This is a genomic window from Pseudomonas sp. RP-B7 (assembly GCF_059803535.1).
In genome coordinates this window covers 74,252-93,415 of record NZ_JAPFHC010000009.1, presented here as the reverse complement: position 1 = coordinate 93,415, position 19,164 = coordinate 74,252, and the positions used below count along the sequence as shown (strand labels likewise).

Here is a 19,164-nt window from a genome sequence, read left to right as displayed (position 1 = left end):
CTCGCGTAGCTTTGCCCGATTCAAGGTGATGCCATGACTACCCGCACCGAGGCTGTAAAGGCCTACCTGCTTGACCTGCAAGACCGCATTTGCAGCGCCCTGGAAACCTTCGAGGCGGACACTCGCTTTATCGAAGACGCCTGGACCCGGCCTGCCGGCGGCGGCGGTCGCACCCGTGTGATCGAGAACGGTACGGTGATCGAAAAAGGCGGCGTCAACTTTTCCCACGTGTTCGGCAGCGGTCTTCCGCCGTCCGCCAGTGCCCATCGTCCTGAACTGGCCGGTCGCGGTTTTGAAGCCTTGGGCGTGTCGCTGGTGATCCACCCGCATAACCCTCATGTTCCGACTTCCCACGCCAATGTGCGCTTTTTCATCGCCGAAAAAGAAGGTGAAGAGCCGGTGTGGTGGTTTGGCGGCGGCTTCGACCTCACGCCTTACTACGCCAATGAAGAAGACTGCATCCACTGGCACCGCGTCGCCGAGCAGGCTTGCGCGCCATTCGGCGCGGACGTGTACTCGCGCTACAAGGCCTGGTGCGACACCTACTTCCACATCAAGCACCGCAATGAACCGCGTGGCATCGGCGGCCTGTTCTTCGACGACTTGAACGAGTGGGACTTCGACACCTGCTTCGCCTTCATCCGTGCCATCGGCGACGCCTACATCGACGCCTACCTGCCGATCGTGCAGCGCCGCAAGGCCACCGCCTACACCGAGCAACAGCGTGAATTCCAGGAATTCCGCCGTGGCCGCTACGTTGAATTCAACCTGGTCTACGACCGTGGCACGCTGTTCGGCCTGCAATCGGGCGGGCGTACCGAGTCGATCTTGATGTCGCTGCCGCCCCAAGTGCGCTGGAGCTACGACTGGAAAGCCGAAGCCGGCAGCGAAGAGGCGCGCCTCACCGACTACTTCCTGCAAGACCGTGACTGGCTGGGCCTTGCCGCGCCAAAGGCGGCGGTCTGATGGATCGTTATGTGGTATTCGGCAACCCCATCGGGCATAGCAAGTCGCCGCTGATTCACCGGATGTTCGCCGAACAGACTGGCGAGCAGTTGGACTACAGCACCTTGCTCGCACCCTTGGATGATTTCATCGGCTGCGCCCGTGAGTTCTTTCAGCAAGGCCGTGGTGCCAACGTCACCGTGCCGTTCAAGGAAGACGCGTACCGCCTGGCCAACACTCTCACCGAACGCGCCCTACGTGCTGGCGCGGTGAATACCCTGAGCAAGCTCGCCGATGGCACGCTGCTGGGGGACAACACCGACGGCGCCGGCCTGGTGCGCGACCTTACGGTCAACGCCGGGTTGAGCCTGCAAGGCAAACGTATCCTGCTGCTGGGCGCCGGTGGCGCGGTACGTGGCGCGTTGGAGCCGTTGCTGGCGCAGCAGCCGGCATCGTTGATCATCGCCAACCGCACCGTGGAAAAGGCCGAGATGCTCGCCGAGCTGTTCGACGACCTGGGCCCCGTGTCTGCCAGCGGTTTCGACTGGTTGCGTGAGCCGGTGGACGTGATCATCAACGCCACCTCCGCCAGCCTGTCAGGCGATGTACCGCCGATTGCCGGCAGCCTGATCGAACCGGGCAAGACGTTTTGCTACGACATGATGTACGCCAAGGAGCCGACGGCATTCTGCCGCTGGGCGACTGAACAAGGCGCGTCTGTGGCGATGGATGGCCTGGGTATGTTGGTGGAACAGGCGGCGGAAGCGTTCTTCCTGTGGCGCGGTGTGCGCCCGGAATCGGCGCCCGTATTGGCTGAACTACGCCGCCAACTGGCTTGACACAAACCCAATGTGGGCACGGTCAGTGTGGGAGCAGGCAAGCCAGCTCCCACACTGACCATATTCAGTCTTCGAAGTGAATGGGGCACCTGTCGGCCCCTTCCAGTTTCTTCAATTCCTCCACGACTTGAGGCCTTGCCCGACGCAAGGTCAAACTCCTCCCCAACCCCCGCAACCTGCGCGCCTCCTGGTGCAGCATCTCCACCCCGGAGTAGTCGATAAAGTTGATCTGCTGCGCCTCGATTACCACCCGCTCGCCCTGCAGCCGTTGCAGGCGCACTTGCAGGTAATGGCTGGCGCCAAAGAAGATCGAACCGCCCACCCGCAGCACATCCTCATCACCGTCGCGCCAATGCTGCACCCGTGGCTGCGAGGTGCGCTTGAGGTAGAAAAACAACGACGCCAGCACCCCCGCATAAATCGCCGTTTGCAGTTCCAGCAGCAGGGTGGCGACGCACGTGAGAGCCATCACCAGGAATTCGGCGCGGCTCACCCGGAACAAGGCGCGAATGCCGCGACGGTCCACCAGCCCCCAACTGATCAACAGAATGCTCGCGGCCATGCTCGGGATCGGGATATGGGCGATCAAGGCCGCGCCAAACAGCGCAAACAGCGCCACCCACAACGCCGAAAACACCCCGGCCAGCGGCGAGCAGGCGCCGGCTTCGTAACTTAGGCCAGAGCGGGTAAAGGAACCGGCTGACAAGTACCCGGAGAAAAATCCGCCGGCGATATTGGATAAACCCTGCGCCCGGACTTCCTGATTGGCATCGAGCAACTGCTGCGAGCGCGCCGACAGCGAGCGTGCAATCGACAGGCTGGTCACCAGCCCGAGCATGCCCACCGCCACGGCGCTGGGCAGCAGGCGCAAGATCATATCCAGGTCCATCGGCAACGGGCTGAACGGCGGCAGCTTGCCGATAAACGAACTGACCCGCGCCACATGCCCGAACATCGCCGGCCACAGCCAGGCCACCAGGCTGCCCAGTGCCAGCGCGATCAACAGCGTCGGCCAGCGCGGTACCCGGTATTTCAGCAGCGCCCCCACCAACAATGTACCCAGGCCCAGGGCCAGTGAGGCGTGGTCCCATTCCCCGCTGTGATCCACCAGCGCCATCAGGCTCTTGATCGCCGTGGCCTGGCTGGGCAGATCCAGCCCCAACAGGTTCGGCAGTTGCCCCAGGGCAATGACCACGGCGGCGCCCAGGGTGAAACCCAGCACCACCGAGTGGGACACGAAATTCACCAGCGCGCCGAAGCGCAGCATGCCCAGCAACCACTGGAAAACCCCGGCAAGGAATGTGAGCAGCAGGATCAGGGTGATGTAGTCCTGGGAACCCGGCACGGCCAGTGGGCTGACGCTGGCGTACAGCACGATGGAAATCGCCGCCGTCGGGCCGCAGATCAGGTGCCAGGATGAGCCCCAGAGGCAGGCGATCAGCACCGGAATGATCGCGGCGTAGAGCCCGTATTCCGGTGGGAGGCCGGCAATCAGTGCGTAGGCAATCGACTGCGGCAAAGCCAGTACGGCGCCGCTGAGTCCCACCATCGCATCCCGGCCGACGCTCGCGCGAGTCTGGCGCGGGAGCCAGCTGAGGAAGGGGAAAAGTGTGTGGCGGTTGGGCCGGGGCATCAGGGTCTCGGTCTTGAAGTTTGGCGCAGAATATCAGCACACACTGGACTTTGTGGGAGCGGGCTTGCTCGCGAATGCGGTGGTTCAGCTAAGCAATCGTTGGCTGACACACCGCCTTCGCGAGCAAGCCCGCTCCCACATTTGGATTGCATCAGGTCTTAGAGTTTTGCTTTTACTGCCGATAGTGCATCTTTGCCATCCACGGTCTTCACCCCCTCCAGCCACTTATCCAACACCGCCGGATTGGCCTTGATCCACGCCTTCGCCGCATCCGCATTGCTGACCTTGTTGTTGCTCACCTCGGCCATGATGCTGTTCTCCATCTCCTGGGTAAAACTCAGGTTGGTCAGCAGTTTTCCTACGTTCGGGCAGGCTTGTGCGTAGCCTTTGCGCGTCAGGGTGTACACGCTGCCGGTGTCGCCGAAGTACTTCTCGCCGCCCTTGAGGTAATGCATTTTCAACTGCACGTTCATCGGGTGCGGGGTCCAGCCGAGGAAGGTCACGAATTTCTGCTTCTTAACCGCCCGCGATACTTCGGCGAGCATCGCCTGTTCGCTGGACTCGATCAGTTTCCATTGGCCGAGGTCGAAGTCGTTTTTCTTGATGATGTCCTGCAACGAGATATTTGCCGGCGCGCCGGAGCCGATGCCGTAGATTTTCTTGTCGAACTTGTCGGCAAACTTGTTCAAGTCGGCAAACTCATGCACACCGGCGGCCCACACGTAGTCCGGCACGGCAAGGGTGAACTCGGTGCCTTCGAGGTTTTTCGCCAACTGCACCACTTCGCCATTGGCGATGAACTTGTCATAGAACCCCTGCTGCGCCGGCATCCAGTTACCGAGGAACACGTCCACCTGGCCGTCCTTGAGCCCGCCAAAGGTGATCGGTACCGCCAGGGTGTCGACCTTGGCCTTGTAGCCCATGCCCGTCAGCAGAAAGCTGGTGATGGCATTGGTGGCGGCGATGTCGCTCCAGCCCGGATCGGCCATTTTCACCGTGTCACAACGGGTGTCCGCATACACATTGGCGCTGCTCAACGCCAAGATGCCCAGCACCGCAGTCAACTTTTGCATGGCCTTCCCTCTGTCTATTTATTGGTTTTGGCAGGGTTGTGGATAACGTGCCTTGCGCTCCAGATCGTCGAGGTCGATGTGGTTGCGCATGTATTGCTGACTGGCGTCCACCAGTGGCTGGTGATCCCAGCTCTTCAGCTTGCCCTGGGTCAGTGCGTCAAACACCAGGCGACGGCGGCGTTGGCTGGCGAGCACCTGCTGGTGGATCGCCGGGATGTCCCATTTGGCCCGCGCCTCACTTAAAAACGCCTCGAACAGCGGCCGGTGTTCCGGCGACTGGCTGAGGTTCTCCCGCTCGTGCGGGTCGTTGTGCACATCAAACAGCAGGCACGGGTCGTCCTCGCTGTAGATGAATTTGAAGCTGGCGCGGCGAATCATCATCAGCGGGCTGATGGTGCCTTCGGCCATGTATTCGCCAAACACTTCGTCGTGCCCGCCCTGCCCCTGCAAGTGCGGGACCAGTGAGCGGCCGTCCAGTGGCAAGCGTGGGTCCAGCGCGCCGCCGGCCAGTTCGACCAGCGTGGGCAGCAGGTCGGCAGTGGACACGGCGTTGCTGACCCGCCCCGGCGCAAATTGCCCCGGCGCGCTGACCAACAGCGGCACCCGGGCGGCCATTTCAAACCAGTGCATTTTGTACCAGAGGCCGCGCTCGCCGAGCATGTCGCCATGGTCGCCGGAGAAGATGATGATGGTGTCATCGGCCAGGCCAGTGTCTTCCAGGGTTTGCAGCAGTTTTCCGACATTGCTGTCGATGTAACTGCACGCGCCGAAGTAGGCACGCCGTGCATCGCGGATCTTATCCACCGGCAGCGGCTTGCCCCACAGGTCGTAGACCTTGAGCAGACGCTGGGAGTGCGGGTCGAGGTCCTCCTGCGCAGGCGTTGCAGGCAAGGGGATTTCGGCGTCGTCGTACAAATCCCAGAACGGTTTGGGAATCGTGTACGGATCATGGGGATGGGTCATCGACACGGTCAGGCAGAACGGCCGGTCGCCATCTTCGCGAATGTGGTCGAACAGGTATTGCTGGGCCTTGAACACCACCTCCTCGTCGAAATCCAGCTGGTTGGTGCGCACGCATGGCCCGGCTTGCAGCACCGAGGACATGTTGTGAAACCAACTGGGGCGCACGTCCGGTTCATCCCAGTTCACCGCCCAGCCGTAGTCGGCGGGATAGATGTCACTGGTCAGGCGTTCTTCATAGCCGTGCAACTGGTCGGGGCCGCAGAAGTGCATCTTGCCTGACAGCGCCGTGCGGTAGCCGAGGCGACGCAGGTAGTGGGCATACGTCGGTATATCGGCGGGGAAATCGGCCGCGTTGTCGTAGGCGCCGATCTTGCTCGGCAGCTGGCCACTGACCAGGGTGAAACGCGACGGTGCGCACAGCGGGCTGTTGCAATAGGCGGCGTCAAACACCACGCCCTGGGCGGCGAGGCGGCTCAAATTCGGTAATTGGATCGGCGAAGAACCGTAGAACGGCAGCAACGGTGCGGCCATTTGATCGGCCATGATGAAAAGAATGTTCTTGCGCTTCATGGGTTCTCGGCATTCCATAGGCGGTGTTTATGCGAATGAGCATGCAGCCCATGGAAATTGGGGTAAAGCCCATGAAAAGCAATGTCTAGGATAAGCACAGCTTATGTATGAAGCCCTAGGGGATTTGTCCCTCGACCTGCTGCGCGCCTTTGAAGCGGCCGCGCGTCACCGCAGTTTTACCGCTGCCGCGATGGAACTGGGCACCACCCAGCCGGCCATCAGCCAGCAGATCAAGCGCCTGGAGGAACAGCTGGCAACCCGCCTGTTTGATCGTATCTATCGCGGCATCGAACTGACCGACGCCGGCGCGCTGCTGTTTGAGCACGTGCAAGGCGGTTTGCAGAACATCAACCAGGGCTTGAACGCGATCACCCAGCAGGATCAGCACGAAGTGCTGCAAGTGGCCACCGACTTCGCTTTCGCCGCCTATTGGCTGATGCCGCGCCTGCATCGCTTCCACCAGGCCAACCCGCAGGTCGATGTAAGCCTGGTCACCAGCGAGCGCAACCACGCCAGCCTGCGCAGTGACATTGACGTGGCGGTGCTGTTCGGCGACGGCCGCTTCAAGCAGGGCGAAAGCCTGTGGCTGTTCAACGAGGAAGTGTTCCCGGTGTGCAGCCCGCAGTGGCTCAAGGCCCAGGCCACGCCGCTGACTGTACAGAATCTGCACGATTTTCCCTTGCTGCACCTGCGCCAGGAAAACAACAGCCAGTGGTTCGACTGGAGCGGCGTGTTCCGCGAGCTGGGCATCAGCGCAGCGCCGACGCCCGGGCAACTGCGTTTCGACAACTACACCCTGCTGATCCAGGCGGCCATTGCCGGCCAGGGCGTGGCAATCGGCTGGCGCCACTTGGTGGACAACCTGCTGGAGCAGAACTGGCTGTGTCGACCGTTCGGCGACACGGTGGTCTCGCGCTTCGGCTACTACGTGGTGCAGCCCCAGCGCAAACGTCGCGGGCAGTTTGTCGAGCGCTTTGTCCAGTGGCTATTGGCCGAACAGGCCAGCAGCGCGCAGTCATTGACCGGGCTGGCCCTCCCGTCGATTGCGGTCTAGGATTTGGCGCTTACTGGATCCGGAGGCCGTCATGCAACGTATCAAGGGCTACCACGCCCATGTCTACTTCGACGCGAGCACCCTCGAACAGGCGCGCACCTTGTGCGAAGACGCCGCCAAACTTTTTCCGCTGCGCATGGGCCGCGTGCATGAACGGCCAGTGGGCCCGCACCCGGATTGGAGCTGCCAGCTGGCGTTCGATCCCGAATACATCGGCGTGGTGCTGCCGTGGTTGGTGATTCATCGCAACGGTCTGGTGGTGTTCCTGCACCCCGATACCGGCGATGACCTCAAGGATCACACCGACTACGCGGTCTGGATGGGCGCGATGCGAGAGTTGAATTTGTCGGCATTTTCTTAAATCAAATCCCTAAATATGGGATTGATATTTATATATTGAGACTTTCCTCCGCGTAGGTTTATATTCGTCGCATCCGCTCAGAACTCAGGTGAAGCGATGCAGGCGCAATTGATCGCGCTCGATTGGGGAACCAGCTCCCTTCGTGCTTACAAACTCGGCCCGGCAGGCGTCGTGCTGGAACACCGCGCGCTGGCGTGCGGGATCATGCATTTGCCTGACAAGCCCCGGGACATTGCCGGTGTGCGCTGCAGCGATGGCTTCGAACTGGCCTTCGACACGGCCTGCGGCGATTGGCTCGACGCCCAGCCAGGCGTGCCGGTGATCGCCTGCGGCATGGTCGGCAGCGCCCAGGGCTGGAGCGAAGCGGCCTATCGCAATACCCCCGTCGACGTCGCCAGCCTCGGACAGGCTTTGCACCGCGTGCGCAGCCTGCGCGGGGTGGACGTGCATATCGTGCCGGGCGTGATCGAGCAGGCCGGCTTGCCCAACGTGATGCGCGGCGAAGAAACTCAGGTGCTGGGCGTGCTGCAAGGGCTCGGCGCCGACGTGCTGATCGGCCTGCCGGGCAGCCATTCCAAGTGGGTCGAGGTGGTCGATGGCTGCATCACCCATTTCGATACCTTCATGACCGGGGAAGTCTTTGCGGTGCTGAGCAAACACAGCATCCTAGGGCGCACCCAGCAGATCACCGAACAGTTCCAGGCCGAAGCCTTCGACCGTGGCGTGCAGGTGGCGCTGTCGGAGGACGGCCGGCGCGGTGTGCTGTCGACCCTGTTCAGCGCCCGCACCCTGGGGCTCACGGCCGAACTTTCGCCGCAGCAGCAGCCCGACTACCTGTCCGGCCTGCTGATCGGCCATGAACTGATCGGGCTGCCGGAGCGCGCCAAACAGCAGCCGATCATCCTGGTGGGCGCAGCGCCATTGTGTGCCCGCTACCAACGCGCCCTCGCCCTCTGCGGTTTCGCCCACGTCAGCCTCGCGCAGGAGGCCACCGCGCGCGGCCTGTGGCAGTTGGCCGTGGCCGCCGGGCTCACTCAACCAGCATTGCAGGTCTGACATGCTCAAGCACGCACTCGCACAAAACGGTTTGATCGCCATCCTGCGCGGTATCCGCCCGGACGAAGCCCAGGCCATCGGCCAGGTGTTGTACCAGGCTGGGTTTCGCGTCATTGAAGTCCCGCTCAACTCGCCGGACCCTTACACCAGCATCCGCACGCTGCGCGACAGCCTGCCCGCCGATTGCCTGATCGGTGCCGGCACGGTGCTGACGCCGGAACAGGTCGAGCAGGTGAAAGCTGCCGGCGGCCAGGTGATCGTCATGCCCCACAGTGACGCCAAGGTCTTGCGTGCCGCAAAAGCGGCAGGGCTGTTGTTGTCGCCGGGCGTTGCCACGCCCACCGAAGCCTTTGCCGCCCTGGCCGAAGGGGCCGACGTATTGAAACTGTTCCCCGCCGAGCAAATGGGCCCGGCGGTGATCAAGGCGTGGCTGGCGGTACTGCCGGCGGGCACGCTGCTGCTGCCGGTGGGCGGCATTACCCCGGACAACATGCAGGTGTTTATCGACGCCGGCGCCAAGGGGTTCGGGCTGGGTTCCGGGTTGTTCAAACCGGGTATGACAGTGGATCAGGTAGCGAGCCGCGCCCAGGCTTATGTCGCCGCCTGGAAAGCCCTGAGCTGAGATCAAGTCTTGCGCCCACAGGCGCCGCATCTATAAGAGAGATAACAGATGAAAATCACCAAACTGACGACCTTTATCGTCCCACCGCGCTGGTGCTTCCTGAAAGTCGAGACCGACCAGGGCGTGACCGGCTGGGGCGAACCCGTGGTCGAAGGCCGCGCCCACACGGTGGCGGCTGCGGTTGAAGAACTGTCCGACTACCTGATCGGCAAAGACCCGCGCAACATCGAAGACATCTGGACCGTGCTTTACCGCGGTGGCTTCTACCGCGGCGGCGCCGTGCACATGAGCGCCCTCGCCGGCATCGACCAGGCGCTGTGGGACATCAAGGGCAAGGCCCTCGGCGTGTCGGTCAGCGACCTGCTCGGCGGCCAGGTGCGTGACAAGATCCGTGTGTATTCGTGGATCGGTGGCGACCGCCCGGCCGACACCGCCCGCGCGGCCAAAGAGGCCGTGGCCCGTGGCTTCACCGCGGTGAAAATGAACGGCACCGAAGAGCTGCAGTTCGTCGACAGCTTCGAAAAAGTCGACCTGGCCCTGGCCAACGTCGCCGCCGTACGTGACGCGGTGGGCCCGAACGTCGGCATCGGCGTCGACTTCCACGGCCGCGTGCACAAGCCCATGGCCAAAGTGCTGATGAAAGAGTTGGACCCGTACAAGCTGATGTTTATCGAAGAGCCGGTGCTCAGCGAAAACTACGAAGCGCTCAAGGAACTGGCGCCGCTGACCAGCACCCCGATTGCCCTCGGCGAGCGCCTGTTCTCGCGTTGGGACTTCAAGCGCGTGCTCAGCGAAGGCTACGTCGACATCATCCAGCCGGATGCGTCCCACGCCGGCGGCATCACCGAAACCCGCAAGATCGCCAACATGGCCGAAGCCTACGACGTGGCCCTGGCCCTGCACTGCCCACTGGGCCCGATTGCCCTGGCGGCGTGCCTGCAACTGGACGCGGTTTGCTACAACGCGTTTATCCAGGAGCAAAGCCTGGGCATTCATTACAACGAGAGCAATGACCTGCTCGACTATGTGCGTGATCCGGGTGTGTTCGACTATGACCAGGGCTTCGTGAAGATCCCCAACGGGCCAGGCCTGGGCATCGAGATCAACGAGGAATATGTGATCGAACGCGCGGCCATCGGCCACCGCTGGCGCAACCCGATCTGGCGCCACGCCGACGGTAGCTTTGCCGAGTGGTGATTCCTGACTGAAGGAACACGGTCAACAATGTGGGAGCTGGCAAGCCAGCTCCCACATTTTGATCCGGATCCGTCAGTAAGACCCGTCCTCAATAAACATAAGAAGAGGCAACCCCCTCATGCATCCTGAATCCTTCACCGGGCAGGCTTCTTTAGTCACGCCTACCAGAAAGCGTTTTTTCATCATGGTGCTGCTGTTCATCACCGTGGTGATCAACTACCTCGACCGCAGCAACCTGTCGATTGCCGCCCCCGCGCTGACCAGCGAACTGGGGATCGACCCGGTACACGTCGGCCTGATCTTCTCTGCGTTCGGCTGGACCTACGCCGCCATGCAGATCCCCGGCGGCTGGCTGGTAGATCGCGTGCCGCCGCGCATTCTCTACACCGCCGCGCTGTTGTTGTGGTCCATCGCCACCGTGATGCTCGGCTTTGCCGCCAGCTTTATCGCGCTGTTCGTCTTGCGCATGGCGGTGGGCGCGCTGGAAGCCCCGGCCTACCCGATCAACAGCCGCGTGGTCACCACCTGGTTCCCCGAGCGCGAGCGCGCCACCGCGATTGGTTTCTACACCTCCGGGCAGTTTGTCGGGCTGGCGTTCCTGACGCCGGTGCTGGCGTGGCTGCAACACGCATTCGGCTGGCACATGGTGTTTGTGGTCACAGGTGGCGTGGGTATTTTGTGGGCGGCAATCTGGTACGCGGTATACCGCGAGCCAAAGGATTTCAAAGGTGCCAACACCGCAGAAATCGAGCTGATCCGTGAAGGCGGCGGCCTGGTGGATATGCAGGAAAAAACCGCGAAGACGCCGTTCAGCTGGGTCGACCTGGGGATAGTGCTGAGCAAGCGCAAACTCTGGGGCATCTACCTGGGGCAGTTCTGCCTGAACTCCACGCTGTGGTTTTTCCTGACGTGGTTCCCGACCTACCTGGTGAAATATCGCGGCATGGACTTCATCAAGTCTGGCCTGCTCGCGTCGCTGCCGTTTCTCGCCGCATTTGTGGGTGTGTTGTGTTCCGGGATCTTTTCCGACTGGCTGATTCGCCGGGGAGCCTCGGTGGGCTTTGCGCGCAAGTTGCCGATCATTGGCGGGCTGCTGATTTCCACGGCAATCATCGGTGCCAACTATGTGGACTCGACGGCGTGGGTCATTGCGTTCCTGGCGCTGGCGTTTTTTGGCAACGGGCTGGCATCGATCACCTGGTCGCTGGTCTCGACCCTGGCCCCGGCGCGGTTGCTCGGGTTGACGGGTGGTGTGTTCAACTTCATCGGCAATCTGGCGGCAATCGCCACGCCGATCGTGATTGGCTTCCTGGCCAGCGGTGACTCGTTTGCTCCCGCGATTACCTACATCGCCGTGTTGGCGTTGCTGGGTGCGCTTTCCTACGTGCTGCTGGTCGGCAAAGTCGAACGCATCCAACTGTAACCCCCGTAGTGAGAGGGCTTGCCCGCGCTGGGGGGCAAGCCGTCCCAAACAGCCCCCGCGGTGTTTCAGAGAGACCGAGGTGTCTGGATTTGGGGCGGCTTCGTCCCCCAGCGCGGGGCAAGCCCGCTCACTACAAGACCCGGGTCAGTTGAGGACGCCGTCGAGGATCTCGTAGACGATGCCGGTGCCTACCGCGATCAACACGATGTCCGGCCCCGAACGGCGCCATTCATAACCCTGGTACACCGGCAGCCGTGCCAGCGCGCGGTTGTCCAGGCGTTCGCCGTAGTAACCATGGGGCAGCGGCTTGCCACGTACCAGGCGCACATTCGGCGGCGGCGGTGCGCCACGGGAGAACTGGCCGTGGTTGTCGCGGATCACCTGGCGTACCGGGCCGAAATCCTGGGGCGGGCCGCCGCGACGGTTGTCCTGCGGGCCACGATGGTCGTCGCCACGCGGCTGCTCATGCTGGCCTTGCGGGCCGCCACGCTCAGGGCCGCCCTGGTCATTCGGCGCGGCTTGCACCAGGGCACTGGCGCCAAGCACCAGCACGCCAAGGCCGGCAATCACGGATTTAGGCATTTTCATCGGGTATTCCTCAGGGCACACAAACAAAAAAGGGATCTCGAACGAGGTTCGAAATCCCTTGGTCTTGTCAGTTTAGGTACTGAGTTTTCAGTTTGATTCCTGTGTATCAGGAACTTTACCTACCACTTACGAGCCGCTTACTTACGCGCGTTACGGACGCCTTCCGACAATGCCGCGCACAGGCCGAGCACGCCGTCGATGGCTTGCTGATCATTTTTCGCAGTGGCGATGTGATCAATCAACGCCGAACCCACCACTACGCCGTCCGCCAAACGGGCGATCGCCGCTGCTTGTTCCGGGGTGCGGATACCGAAACCGATGCTGATCGGCAGGTCGGTATGCCGACGCAGGCGGGTCACGGCTTCTTCAACGTGTTCCAGGGTGGCGGCACCGGCACCGGTCACACCGGCTACCGACACGTAGTACACAAAGCCGGAGCTGCCATTGAGTACGGTCGGCAGGCGCACGTCATCGGTGGTCGGCGTGGTCAGGCGGATAAAGTCGATGCCTGCAGCCTGGGCCGGGTCGCACAGCTCGCCGTTATGCTCCGGCGGCATGTCGACCACGATCAGGCCGTCGACGCCCGCCTCTTTCGCATCGGCGATGAACTTCGGCACGCCGTATTTGTGGATCGGGTTGAAGTAGCCCATCAACACCAGCGGGGTGTCGCGGTTGTCCTTGCGGAACTCGCGGACCATTTGCAGGGTTTTCAGCAGGTTCTGCTTGGCTTGCAGTGCGCGGATGTTGGCCAGCTGGATCGCCGGGCCGTCGGCCATCGGGTCGGTGAAGGGCATGCCCAGCTCGATCACGTCGGCGCCAGCGGCAGGCAAGCCTTTGAGGATCGCCAGTGAGGTGTCGTAGCCAGGGTCACCGGCGGTGACGAAGGTCACCAGGGCGGCGCGGTTTTGTTCTTTGAGTTGGGCAAAGCGGGTTTGCAGGCGGCTCATCAGTGTTTCTCCTGCTGCGACTGTTCCATGTGATGCATCACGGTTTGCATGTCTTTGTCGCCACGGCCGGAAAGGTTAACCACCATCAGGTGATCTTTCGGCAGGGTCGGTGCGCGTTTGAACACTTCGGCCAGGGCGTGGGCGCTTTCCAGCGCAGGAATGATCCCTTCCAGGCGGCAGCATTTGTGGAAGGCGTCGAGGGCTTCATCGTCAGTCACCGAGGTGTACTGGACGCGGCCGATGTCATGCAACCACGCGTGTTCCGGGCCGATGCCCGGGTAGTCGAGGCCGGCGGAGATCGAGTGAGCGTCGATGATCTGGCCGTCGTCGTCCTGCAACAGGAAGGTGCGGTTACCGTGCAATACGCCAGGTACGCCGCCGTTGAGGCTGGCGGCGTGCTTGCCGGTTTCGATGCCGTGGCCGGCCGCTTCAACACCGATGATTTCCACGCTCTTGTCGTCAAGGAATGGGTGGAACAGGCCCATGGCATTGGAGCCACCGCCGATGCACGCCACCAGGCTGTCCGGCAGGCGGCCTTCCTGGGCTTGCAGCTGGTCGCGGGTTTCTTTGCCGATCACGGCCTGGAAGTCGCGCACCATGGCGGGGTACGGGTGGGGGCCGGCCACGGTGCCGATCAGGTAGAAGGTGCTGTCGACATTGGTTACCCAGTCACGCAGAGCTTCGTTCATGGCGTCTTTCAGGGTGCCGGTGCCGGCGACCACCGGGATCACTTCAGCCCCCAGCAGCTTCATGCGGAACACGTTGGCTTGCTGGCGCTCGATGTCAGTGGTGCCCATGTAGATCACGCATTGCAGGCCGAAGCGCGCCGCCACGGTGGCGGTGGCCACGCCGTGCATGCCCGCGCCGGTCTCGGCGATGATGCGTTTCTTGCCCATGCGCCGCGCCAGCAGGATCTGGCCGATGCAGTTGTTGATCTTGTGCGCGCCGGTGTGGTTCAGCTCTTCGCGCTTGAGGTAGATCTTGGCGCCGCCGCAGAATTCGGTCAGGCGTTCGGCGAAATACAGCGGGCTCGGACGGCCGACGTAGTCGCGCTGGAAGTAGGCCAATTCCTCGTTGAACGCCGGATCGATCTTGGCCGCTTCGTATTCGCGGGCCAGGTCGAGGATCAACGGCATCAGGGTTTCAGCGACGTAACGGCCGCCGAACGCGCCAAACAGGCCGTTGGCGTCTGGGCCGTTGCGTAGGTCGGTCTGGGACTGAGTCATAGGACGCTCCAGGAAGGAATGGGTGTAGGAAACAATGACGGCCACTCTACCCCTGACGCAGTGGCCTGAAAACCGATAAGATCGCTGCAACATGTCAGGAAAACTCACATATGAGCCGCGACCTTCCGCCCCTTAACGCCCTGCGTGCGTTTGAAGCCACTGCGCGATTGAACAGCGTCAGCCAGGCAGCCGAGAGATTGCATGTGACCCACGGCGCGGTCAGTCGCCAGTTGAAGGTGCTGGAAGAGCACTTGGGCGTGAGCCTGTTCGTCAAGGATGGGCGTGGCCTTAAACTCACAGATGCCGGTGTGCGCCTGCGTGACGCGAGTGCCGAGGCGTTCGAGCACTTGAGGGATGTGTGTGCAGAGTTGACCCAGGCCAGCGCCGACGCGCCGTTCGTGCTCGGTTGTTCAGGCAGTTTGCTGGCGCGCTGGTTGATTCCGCGCCTGGGCCGCCTGAATGCAGACCTGCCGGATTTGCGTCTGCACCTGTCGGCGGGTGACGGTGATCTTGACCCACGGCGTCCGGGACTGGACGCCTTGCTGGTGTTCGCCGAACCACCGTGGCCGGCGGACATGCAAGTGTATGAACTGGCCAGCGAACGCATCGGCCCGGTGCTGAGCCCACGCTTTGCCGGCTACGAGCGGCTGCGGCATGCGCCCGCCTCGGCCTTGTGCGGCGAAGCCTTGCTGCACACGACTTCGCGCCCGCAAGCCTGGCCCAGTTGGGCACAGCAACACGGCATTGAGCCCGGTGCGTTGAAACACGGCCAGGGGTTTGAGCATTTGTATTATTTGCTGGAAGCAGCGGTGGCCGGGTTGGGCGTGGCGATTGCGCCGCAGCCGCTGGTGGCCGAGGACTTGCGCGCGGGTCGCCTGGTGGCGCCGTGGGGTTTCAGCGAAACCCCGGCGCACCTGGCGTTGTGGCTGCCCAAGCGCGCCGCAGACGGGCGCGCCGGGAGACTGGCGCAGTGGCTCAAGGCTGAGCTTGAGCACCCGCCGGTTTAGTCACCGCGTTTGCACAGCAAGTAAGCAGCCAGCAGACCCAATGCACCTACCGCCACACCGGCTGTAGTCCATGGGTGCTCCTGCGCGTAGTCCCGGGTTGCAACACCGGTTTCGCGGATTTTCACTTTGCTTTCTTCGTAGGCATCGCTGATCAGGTGGCGGGAATGCTTGAGGGCATTCTCGGCGTTGCTTTTCAGGGCCTTCAAGGTCTTGCGCGACTCGTCGGACGCGTCGTCCTTGAGGCTTTCCAGAGACTTGAGCAGGCTCGAAATCTCGGCTTCCATGCTTTCCAGCGACGCTTTGCGTAAAGAAGTGTTGGCCATGTGGATTCTCCTGAAGTGATTGAGTGGCGTGTGTAGATACCGACTCCAGCGCTTTCAGAAAGTGCAGTAAATCTGAACTTTCGCGTAGGAACGGTCGCCAGAAGCAGTATGAACATTGACTGCTAGGCTTTATTGACGACCCTCAGGAGAAACACCATGTCTGATCATCACACCTACAAAAAAGTGGAATTGGTGGGCTCGTCCACCTCCAGCATCGAAGACGCCATCAACAATGCGCTGGCCGAGGCCAACAAGAGCATCAAGCACCTGGAGTGGTTCGAGGTGGTCGATACCCGTGGGCATATCAAGGATGGCAAGGCCGCACACTTTCAGGTCACGCTCAAGGTAGGGTTCCGAATCGCCAGTAGTTGATCGCCGCGGTTGAACTTGCCGACTGGCCGATTGCCATAACCTGCGCTACAACCAATGGGTGCCGACGCCATGAGCGTCGGCACGCTTTTTTTGAACAGCGCAAGGAAGGTAACGGATGAAGAAGTTTCTGCTAGCGGTAGGTTTGTTGAGCATTGCGGGTACGGCCCTGGCGGCGGGCAAGCCTTGTGACGAGCTGAAGAGCGAGATTGCAGCGAAACTGGATGCCAAGGGCGTTGCGCACTATTCCCTGGACGTTGTGGAGAAAGGTGCTGCGGGCGACGCCAAAGTGGTTGGCTCGTGTGAAGCCGGCACCAAGGAAATCGTCTACAAACGCGGTTGACCCCGTGTTGCCGGCACCTGTGGCGAGGGAGCAAGCTCCCTCGCCATAAGTGCGTTCTTCAGCCCTTCATCAACTGCGCCAGCAGTTCGTAGGAATGAATCCGGTCGGCGTGTTCGTACAGGTCGCAGGTAAAGATCAACTCGTCTGCACCGGTTTGTTCGATCAGCACTTCCAGTTTGGCGCGGATTTTTGCCGGGCTGCCGACCATCGCCAGGCCAAGGAAGCTGCCGACGGCATCTTTTTCATGGGGTAGCCACAGGCCGTCCATGCTGTTCACGGGTGGGCGCTGCACCAGGCTTTGCCCGCGCATCAGCGCGAGGATGCGCTGGTACACCGAGGTGGCCAGATAGTCGGCTTGCTCATCGGTGTCCGCCGCCACCAGCGGAATGCCGAGCATCACGTACGGTTTATCCAACACGGCTGAAGGCTTGAAGTGATTGCGGTAGACGCGAATCGCCTCGTGCATCAAGCGCGGTGCGAAATGGGAGGCGAAGGCGTAGGGCAAACCGCGCTCACCAGCCAGTTGTGCACTGAACAGGCTGGAACCGAGCAGCCACACCGGCACATTGGTGCCGGTGCCGGGTACGGCGATGATGCGTTGGTCCGGGGTGCGCGGGCCGAGGTACGCCATCAGTTCGGCAACGTCCTCGGGGAACTCGTCGGCGCTGCCGGAGCGTTCACGGCGCAGGGCGCGGGCGGTCATCTGGTCGGAGCCGGGCGCGCGGCCCAGGCCCAGGTCGATACGGCCGGGGTAGAGGCTTTCCAGGGTGCCGAACTGCTCGGCAATCACCAGCGGCGCGTGGTTGGGCAGCATCACGCCGCCAGAGCCGACGCGAATCGTCGAGGTGCCGCCGGCCAGGTAGCCAAGCAACACCGAGGTGGCCGAGCTGGCGATGCCGTCCATATTGTGGTGTTCCGCCACCCAGAAACGGTTGTAGCCGAACTTTTCCACGTGCTGGGCCAGGTCCAGGGAATTGCGCAACGACTGCGCCGGGCTGCCGTTGGCCCGCACGGGCACGAGGTCGAGGGTCGAGAATTTCACGTCGGACAGCGATTTCATAAGCCTGCTTCTCCAAGGGGGCGCGCAGGCTGTGTAGACGAACCAAGACCTGGCGCTTCATGTGCATGTTCTATGCAATGAGGGCATATACCCGAGATTCAATAGCACGGCAGGAAATTTCCTACTTAATTGCTAGGTTTCTCCGACAGGATGAACTTTGCCTGTCCGACTATCCTCAGAACCCTTACTGACGCAAAACCATCGTTCGAGGAGACCGCTATGAGTATCGTGAAAAAAGCATCTGCACATTGGGAAGGTGATTTGAAGACGGGCCTGGGTTCCATTTCCACGGAAACCGGGGTACTGCGCGAAGCGCCTTACGGCTTCAAGGCGCGTTTTGAAGGTGGCAAGGGCACCAATCCGGAAGAGCTGATCGGCGCGGCCCACGCCGGATGTTTCTCCATGGCGTTCTCCATGATTCTCGGCGATGCCGGGCTCAAGGCTGACAGCATCGACACCCAGGCTGAAGTGACCCTCGATCAAGTCGATGGCGGCTTTGCGATCACGGCGGTGCATCTGATCCTCAAGGCCAAGATCCCGGGCGCGAGCCAGGCGCAGTTCGAAGAACTGAGCAAAAAGGCCAAGGAAGGCTGCCCGGTGTCCAAGGTACTGAATGCGAAAATCAGCCTGGATGCGACGCTGGTTAGCTGATACCGCGGGTCAAAAAATGTGGGAGCGGGCTTGCTCGCGAACGCGCAGTGTCAGCCACTGAATGTGTTTCTGATACCGCGCCTTCGCGAGCAGGCCCGTTTCCATATTGGTTTTGCGTTAAATCAGAACCTGCGTGGGCAAACTATGGTCCTATAGCCATTGCAGCCTAGGCGCACACCCGTGCGCAATGCATTCAGGGAGCTTCACACATGAAACGTTTTGCTTTGGCGATCATCTGCGGTGTGTTGGCCACTTCGGCCGTGGCCGCCCCCAAAGATTGTGAAGAGCTCAGGAAAGAGATCGAGATCAAGATCCAGGCGAACGCCGTGCCGTCCTACACCTTGGAGATCGTGACCAAGGAAGAAGCCGACAAGCACGATGTAGCCATGGTCGTCGGCAGCTGTGAGAACGGCACCAAGGCCATCATTTACCAGAAGAACAACGACTGATCAGAGGCAGTTGACGCTGCGCTCCTCGGCCAGCAGCTTGCGCGCGGCGTTGTACAGCCGGATGTTCGGGGTGTACGCCAGCGAGCGCCCTTCCAGCACATAGCGCTGGCCTGCCTGGAAGTGGTCGTACTGCAACGTTATGAAGCAGGTGCGCTCGGCAGTCTGCCCCAACCCGCCGAAACCGCCGCCAGTCGGCACCTCGAAATCAAAACGCACCATCAGCTCGTGGCGCCCGGGCGGCACTTGGAAGAAGCGCCCATCGTTGAGGTTTTTGCCGTCCAGGCGCTGCGCCATGAGCAGTTTGGCGCCCGGTGTCGGGGTGGTGAAATCGACCCAGGCCTGTTGCGGATCGACTGCCGGTAACGGCGTCGAGGTGCAGGCGCTGAGCAGCAGGACGGCGACGGGAAGCAAGAGCTGACGCATGGCGGGCACTCAATGAAAGAAATGAATTGAGCCTGACGCTGC

22 protein-coding genes are annotated in these 19,164 nt (G+C 61.9%); 13 read left to right on the top strand and 9 right to left on the bottom strand.

Annotated features, from left to right (window positions below):
- Positions 1 to 33: 33 nt before the first annotated feature.
- Positions 34 to 966: an oxygen-dependent coproporphyrinogen oxidase gene (gene hemF, locus OPU96_RS11095; RefSeq protein ID WP_305391795.1), complete on the top strand. Its 933-nt coding sequence runs from the start codon at positions 34 to 36 to the stop codon at positions 964 to 966.
- Positions 966 to 1,784, top strand: a complete 819-nt coding sequence (aroE, locus tag OPU96_RS11090; RefSeq protein ID WP_226454771.1) for a shikimate dehydrogenase — start codon at positions 966 to 968, stop codon at positions 1,782 to 1,784. Before hemF ends, aroE begins: the two co-directional genes overlap by 1 nt.
- Positions 1,785 to 1,848: 64 nt before the next feature.
- Here the strand turns inward: aroE and OPU96_RS11085 are convergent, their stop codons facing one another.
- The 3 genes from OPU96_RS11085 to betC all read right to left on the bottom strand — a co-directional run bounded on the left by OPU96_RS11085 (position 1,849) and on the right by betC (position 6,023).
- Positions 1,849 to 3,417, bottom strand: coding sequence for a SulP family inorganic anion transporter (locus tag OPU96_RS11085; protein WP_498559077.1), 1,569 nt, complete (start codon positions 3,415 to 3,417; stop codon positions 1,849 to 1,851).
- 158 nt (positions 3,418 to 3,575) lie between these two features.
- A complete protein-coding gene (choX, locus tag OPU96_RS11080; RefSeq protein ID WP_498559076.1) occupies positions 3,576 to 4,490 on the bottom strand; it encodes a choline ABC transporter substrate-binding protein in 915 nt (304 codons plus the stop codon).
- Positions 4,491 to 4,508: 18 nt separating this feature from the next.
- Positions 4,509 to 6,023: a choline-sulfatase gene (gene betC, locus OPU96_RS11075; protein WP_226454774.1), complete on the bottom strand. Its 1,515-nt coding sequence runs from the start codon at positions 6,021 to 6,023 to the stop codon at positions 4,509 to 4,511.
- 103 nt (positions 6,024 to 6,126) lie between these two features.
- On the opposite strand from betC, the gene OPU96_RS11070 reads away from it, so the two are divergent.
- From OPU96_RS11070 to OPU96_RS11045, 6 genes are all read left to right on the top strand, one after another.
- Complete coding sequence (locus tag OPU96_RS11070; protein ID WP_498559075.1) at positions 6,127 to 7,077, top strand: choline sulfate utilization transcriptional regulator; 951 nt, start codon at positions 6,127 to 6,129, stop codon at positions 7,075 to 7,077.
- A gap of 31 nt (positions 7,078 to 7,108) precedes the next feature.
- Positions 7,109 to 7,438 carry a DOPA 4,5-dioxygenase family protein gene (locus tag OPU96_RS11065; RefSeq protein ID WP_498559074.1) on the top strand — a complete coding sequence of 110 codons (330 nt, stop codon included), beginning with the start codon at positions 7,109 to 7,111 and terminating at the stop codon, positions 7,436 to 7,438.
- Between the two features lie 96 nt (positions 7,439 to 7,534).
- Complete coding sequence (locus OPU96_RS11060; RefSeq protein ID WP_226454777.1) at positions 7,535 to 8,494, top strand: 2-dehydro-3-deoxygalactonokinase; 960 nt, start codon at positions 7,535 to 7,537, stop codon at positions 8,492 to 8,494.
- Position 8,495: 1 nt separating this feature from the next.
- On the top strand, positions 8,496 to 9,116 hold the full coding sequence (locus OPU96_RS11055; RefSeq protein WP_192298159.1) for a 2-dehydro-3-deoxy-6-phosphogalactonate aldolase: 621 nt from the start codon (positions 8,496 to 8,498) through the stop codon (positions 9,114 to 9,116).
- A gap of 48 nt (positions 9,117 to 9,164) precedes the next feature.
- Positions 9,165 to 10,313 (top strand): galactonate dehydratase, encoded by a 1,149-nt coding sequence (gene dgoD / locus OPU96_RS11050; RefSeq protein WP_003170741.1) that lies wholly within the window; start codon positions 9,165 to 9,167, stop codon positions 10,311 to 10,313.
- 118 nt (positions 10,314 to 10,431) lie between these two features.
- Positions 10,432 to 11,736 (top strand): MFS transporter, encoded by a 1,305-nt coding sequence (locus OPU96_RS11045; RefSeq protein ID WP_226454778.1) that lies wholly within the window; start codon positions 10,432 to 10,434, stop codon positions 11,734 to 11,736.
- Between the two features lie 144 nt (positions 11,737 to 11,880).
- Here OPU96_RS11045 and OPU96_RS11040 read toward each other — a convergent pair whose 3' ends face one another.
- From OPU96_RS11040 to trpB, 3 genes are all read right to left on the bottom strand, one after another.
- A complete protein-coding gene (locus OPU96_RS11040) occupies positions 11,881 to 12,324 on the bottom strand; it encodes an anti-virulence regulator CigR family protein (RefSeq protein WP_226454779.1) in 444 nt (147 codons plus the stop codon).
- A gap of 137 nt (positions 12,325 to 12,461) precedes the next feature.
- Positions 12,462 to 13,271 (bottom strand): tryptophan synthase subunit alpha, encoded by an 810-nt coding sequence (trpA, locus tag OPU96_RS11035; RefSeq protein WP_192298163.1) that lies wholly within the window; start codon positions 13,269 to 13,271, stop codon positions 12,462 to 12,464.
- Positions 13,271 to 14,497, bottom strand: coding sequence for a tryptophan synthase subunit beta (gene trpB, locus OPU96_RS11030; RefSeq protein ID WP_226454781.1), 1,227 nt, complete (start codon positions 14,495 to 14,497; stop codon positions 13,271 to 13,273). The genes trpA and trpB overlap by 1 nt, the downstream gene beginning before the upstream one ends.
- A 110-nt stretch (positions 14,498 to 14,607) precedes the next feature.
- On the opposite strand from trpB, the gene OPU96_RS11025 reads away from it, so the two are divergent.
- A complete protein-coding gene (locus OPU96_RS11025; protein ID WP_192298165.1) occupies positions 14,608 to 15,504 on the top strand; it encodes a LysR family transcriptional regulator in 897 nt (298 codons plus the stop codon).
- Here OPU96_RS11025 and OPU96_RS11020 read toward each other — a convergent pair.
- Positions 15,501 to 15,827 (bottom strand): ElaB/YgaM/YqjD family protein, encoded by a 327-nt coding sequence (locus OPU96_RS11020; RefSeq protein ID WP_003170746.1) that lies wholly within the window; start codon positions 15,825 to 15,827, stop codon positions 15,501 to 15,503. The genes OPU96_RS11025 and OPU96_RS11020 overlap by 4 nt on opposite strands.
- A gap of 156 nt (positions 15,828 to 15,983) precedes the next feature.
- Between OPU96_RS11020 and OPU96_RS11015 the strand changes: the two genes are divergently transcribed.
- On the top strand, positions 15,984 to 16,199 hold the full coding sequence (locus OPU96_RS11015) for a dodecin (protein WP_003220389.1): 216 nt from the start codon (positions 15,984 to 15,986) through the stop codon (positions 16,197 to 16,199).
- Positions 16,200 to 16,314: 115 nt separating this feature from the next.
- Positions 16,315 to 16,539 carry a DUF1161 domain-containing protein gene (locus OPU96_RS11010; protein WP_192298166.1) on the top strand — a complete coding sequence of 75 codons (225 nt, stop codon included), beginning with the start codon at positions 16,315 to 16,317 and terminating at the stop codon, positions 16,537 to 16,539.
- Between the two features lie 58 nt (positions 16,540 to 16,597).
- Here OPU96_RS11010 and OPU96_RS11005 read toward each other — a convergent pair whose 3' ends face one another.
- On the bottom strand, positions 16,598 to 17,599 hold the full coding sequence (locus tag OPU96_RS11005) for an LLM class flavin-dependent oxidoreductase (protein WP_192298167.1): 1,002 nt from the start codon (positions 17,597 to 17,599) through the stop codon (positions 16,598 to 16,600).
- Between the two features lie 219 nt (positions 17,600 to 17,818).
- On the opposite strand from OPU96_RS11005, the gene OPU96_RS11000 reads away from it, so the two are divergent.
- Both OPU96_RS11000 and OPU96_RS10995 read left to right on the top strand, forming a co-directional pair.
- The gene (locus tag OPU96_RS11000; protein WP_192298168.1) at positions 17,819 to 18,250 is read left to right on the top strand and encodes an OsmC family protein; all 432 of its coding nucleotides are present in this window, start codon (positions 17,819 to 17,821) and stop codon (positions 18,248 to 18,250) included.
- A 209-nt stretch (positions 18,251 to 18,459) separates the two neighbouring features.
- Positions 18,460 to 18,699, top strand: coding sequence for a DUF1161 domain-containing protein (locus tag OPU96_RS10995; RefSeq protein ID WP_192298169.1), 240 nt, complete (start codon positions 18,460 to 18,462; stop codon positions 18,697 to 18,699).
- Here OPU96_RS10995 and OPU96_RS10990 read toward each other — a convergent pair whose 3' ends face one another.
- The gene (locus OPU96_RS10990) at positions 18,700 to 19,122 is read right to left on the bottom strand and encodes a PA0061/PA0062 family lipoprotein (RefSeq protein ID WP_192298170.1); all 423 of its coding nucleotides are present in this window, start codon (positions 19,120 to 19,122) and stop codon (positions 18,700 to 18,702) included.
- Positions 19,123 to 19,164 lie beyond the last annotated feature (42 nt).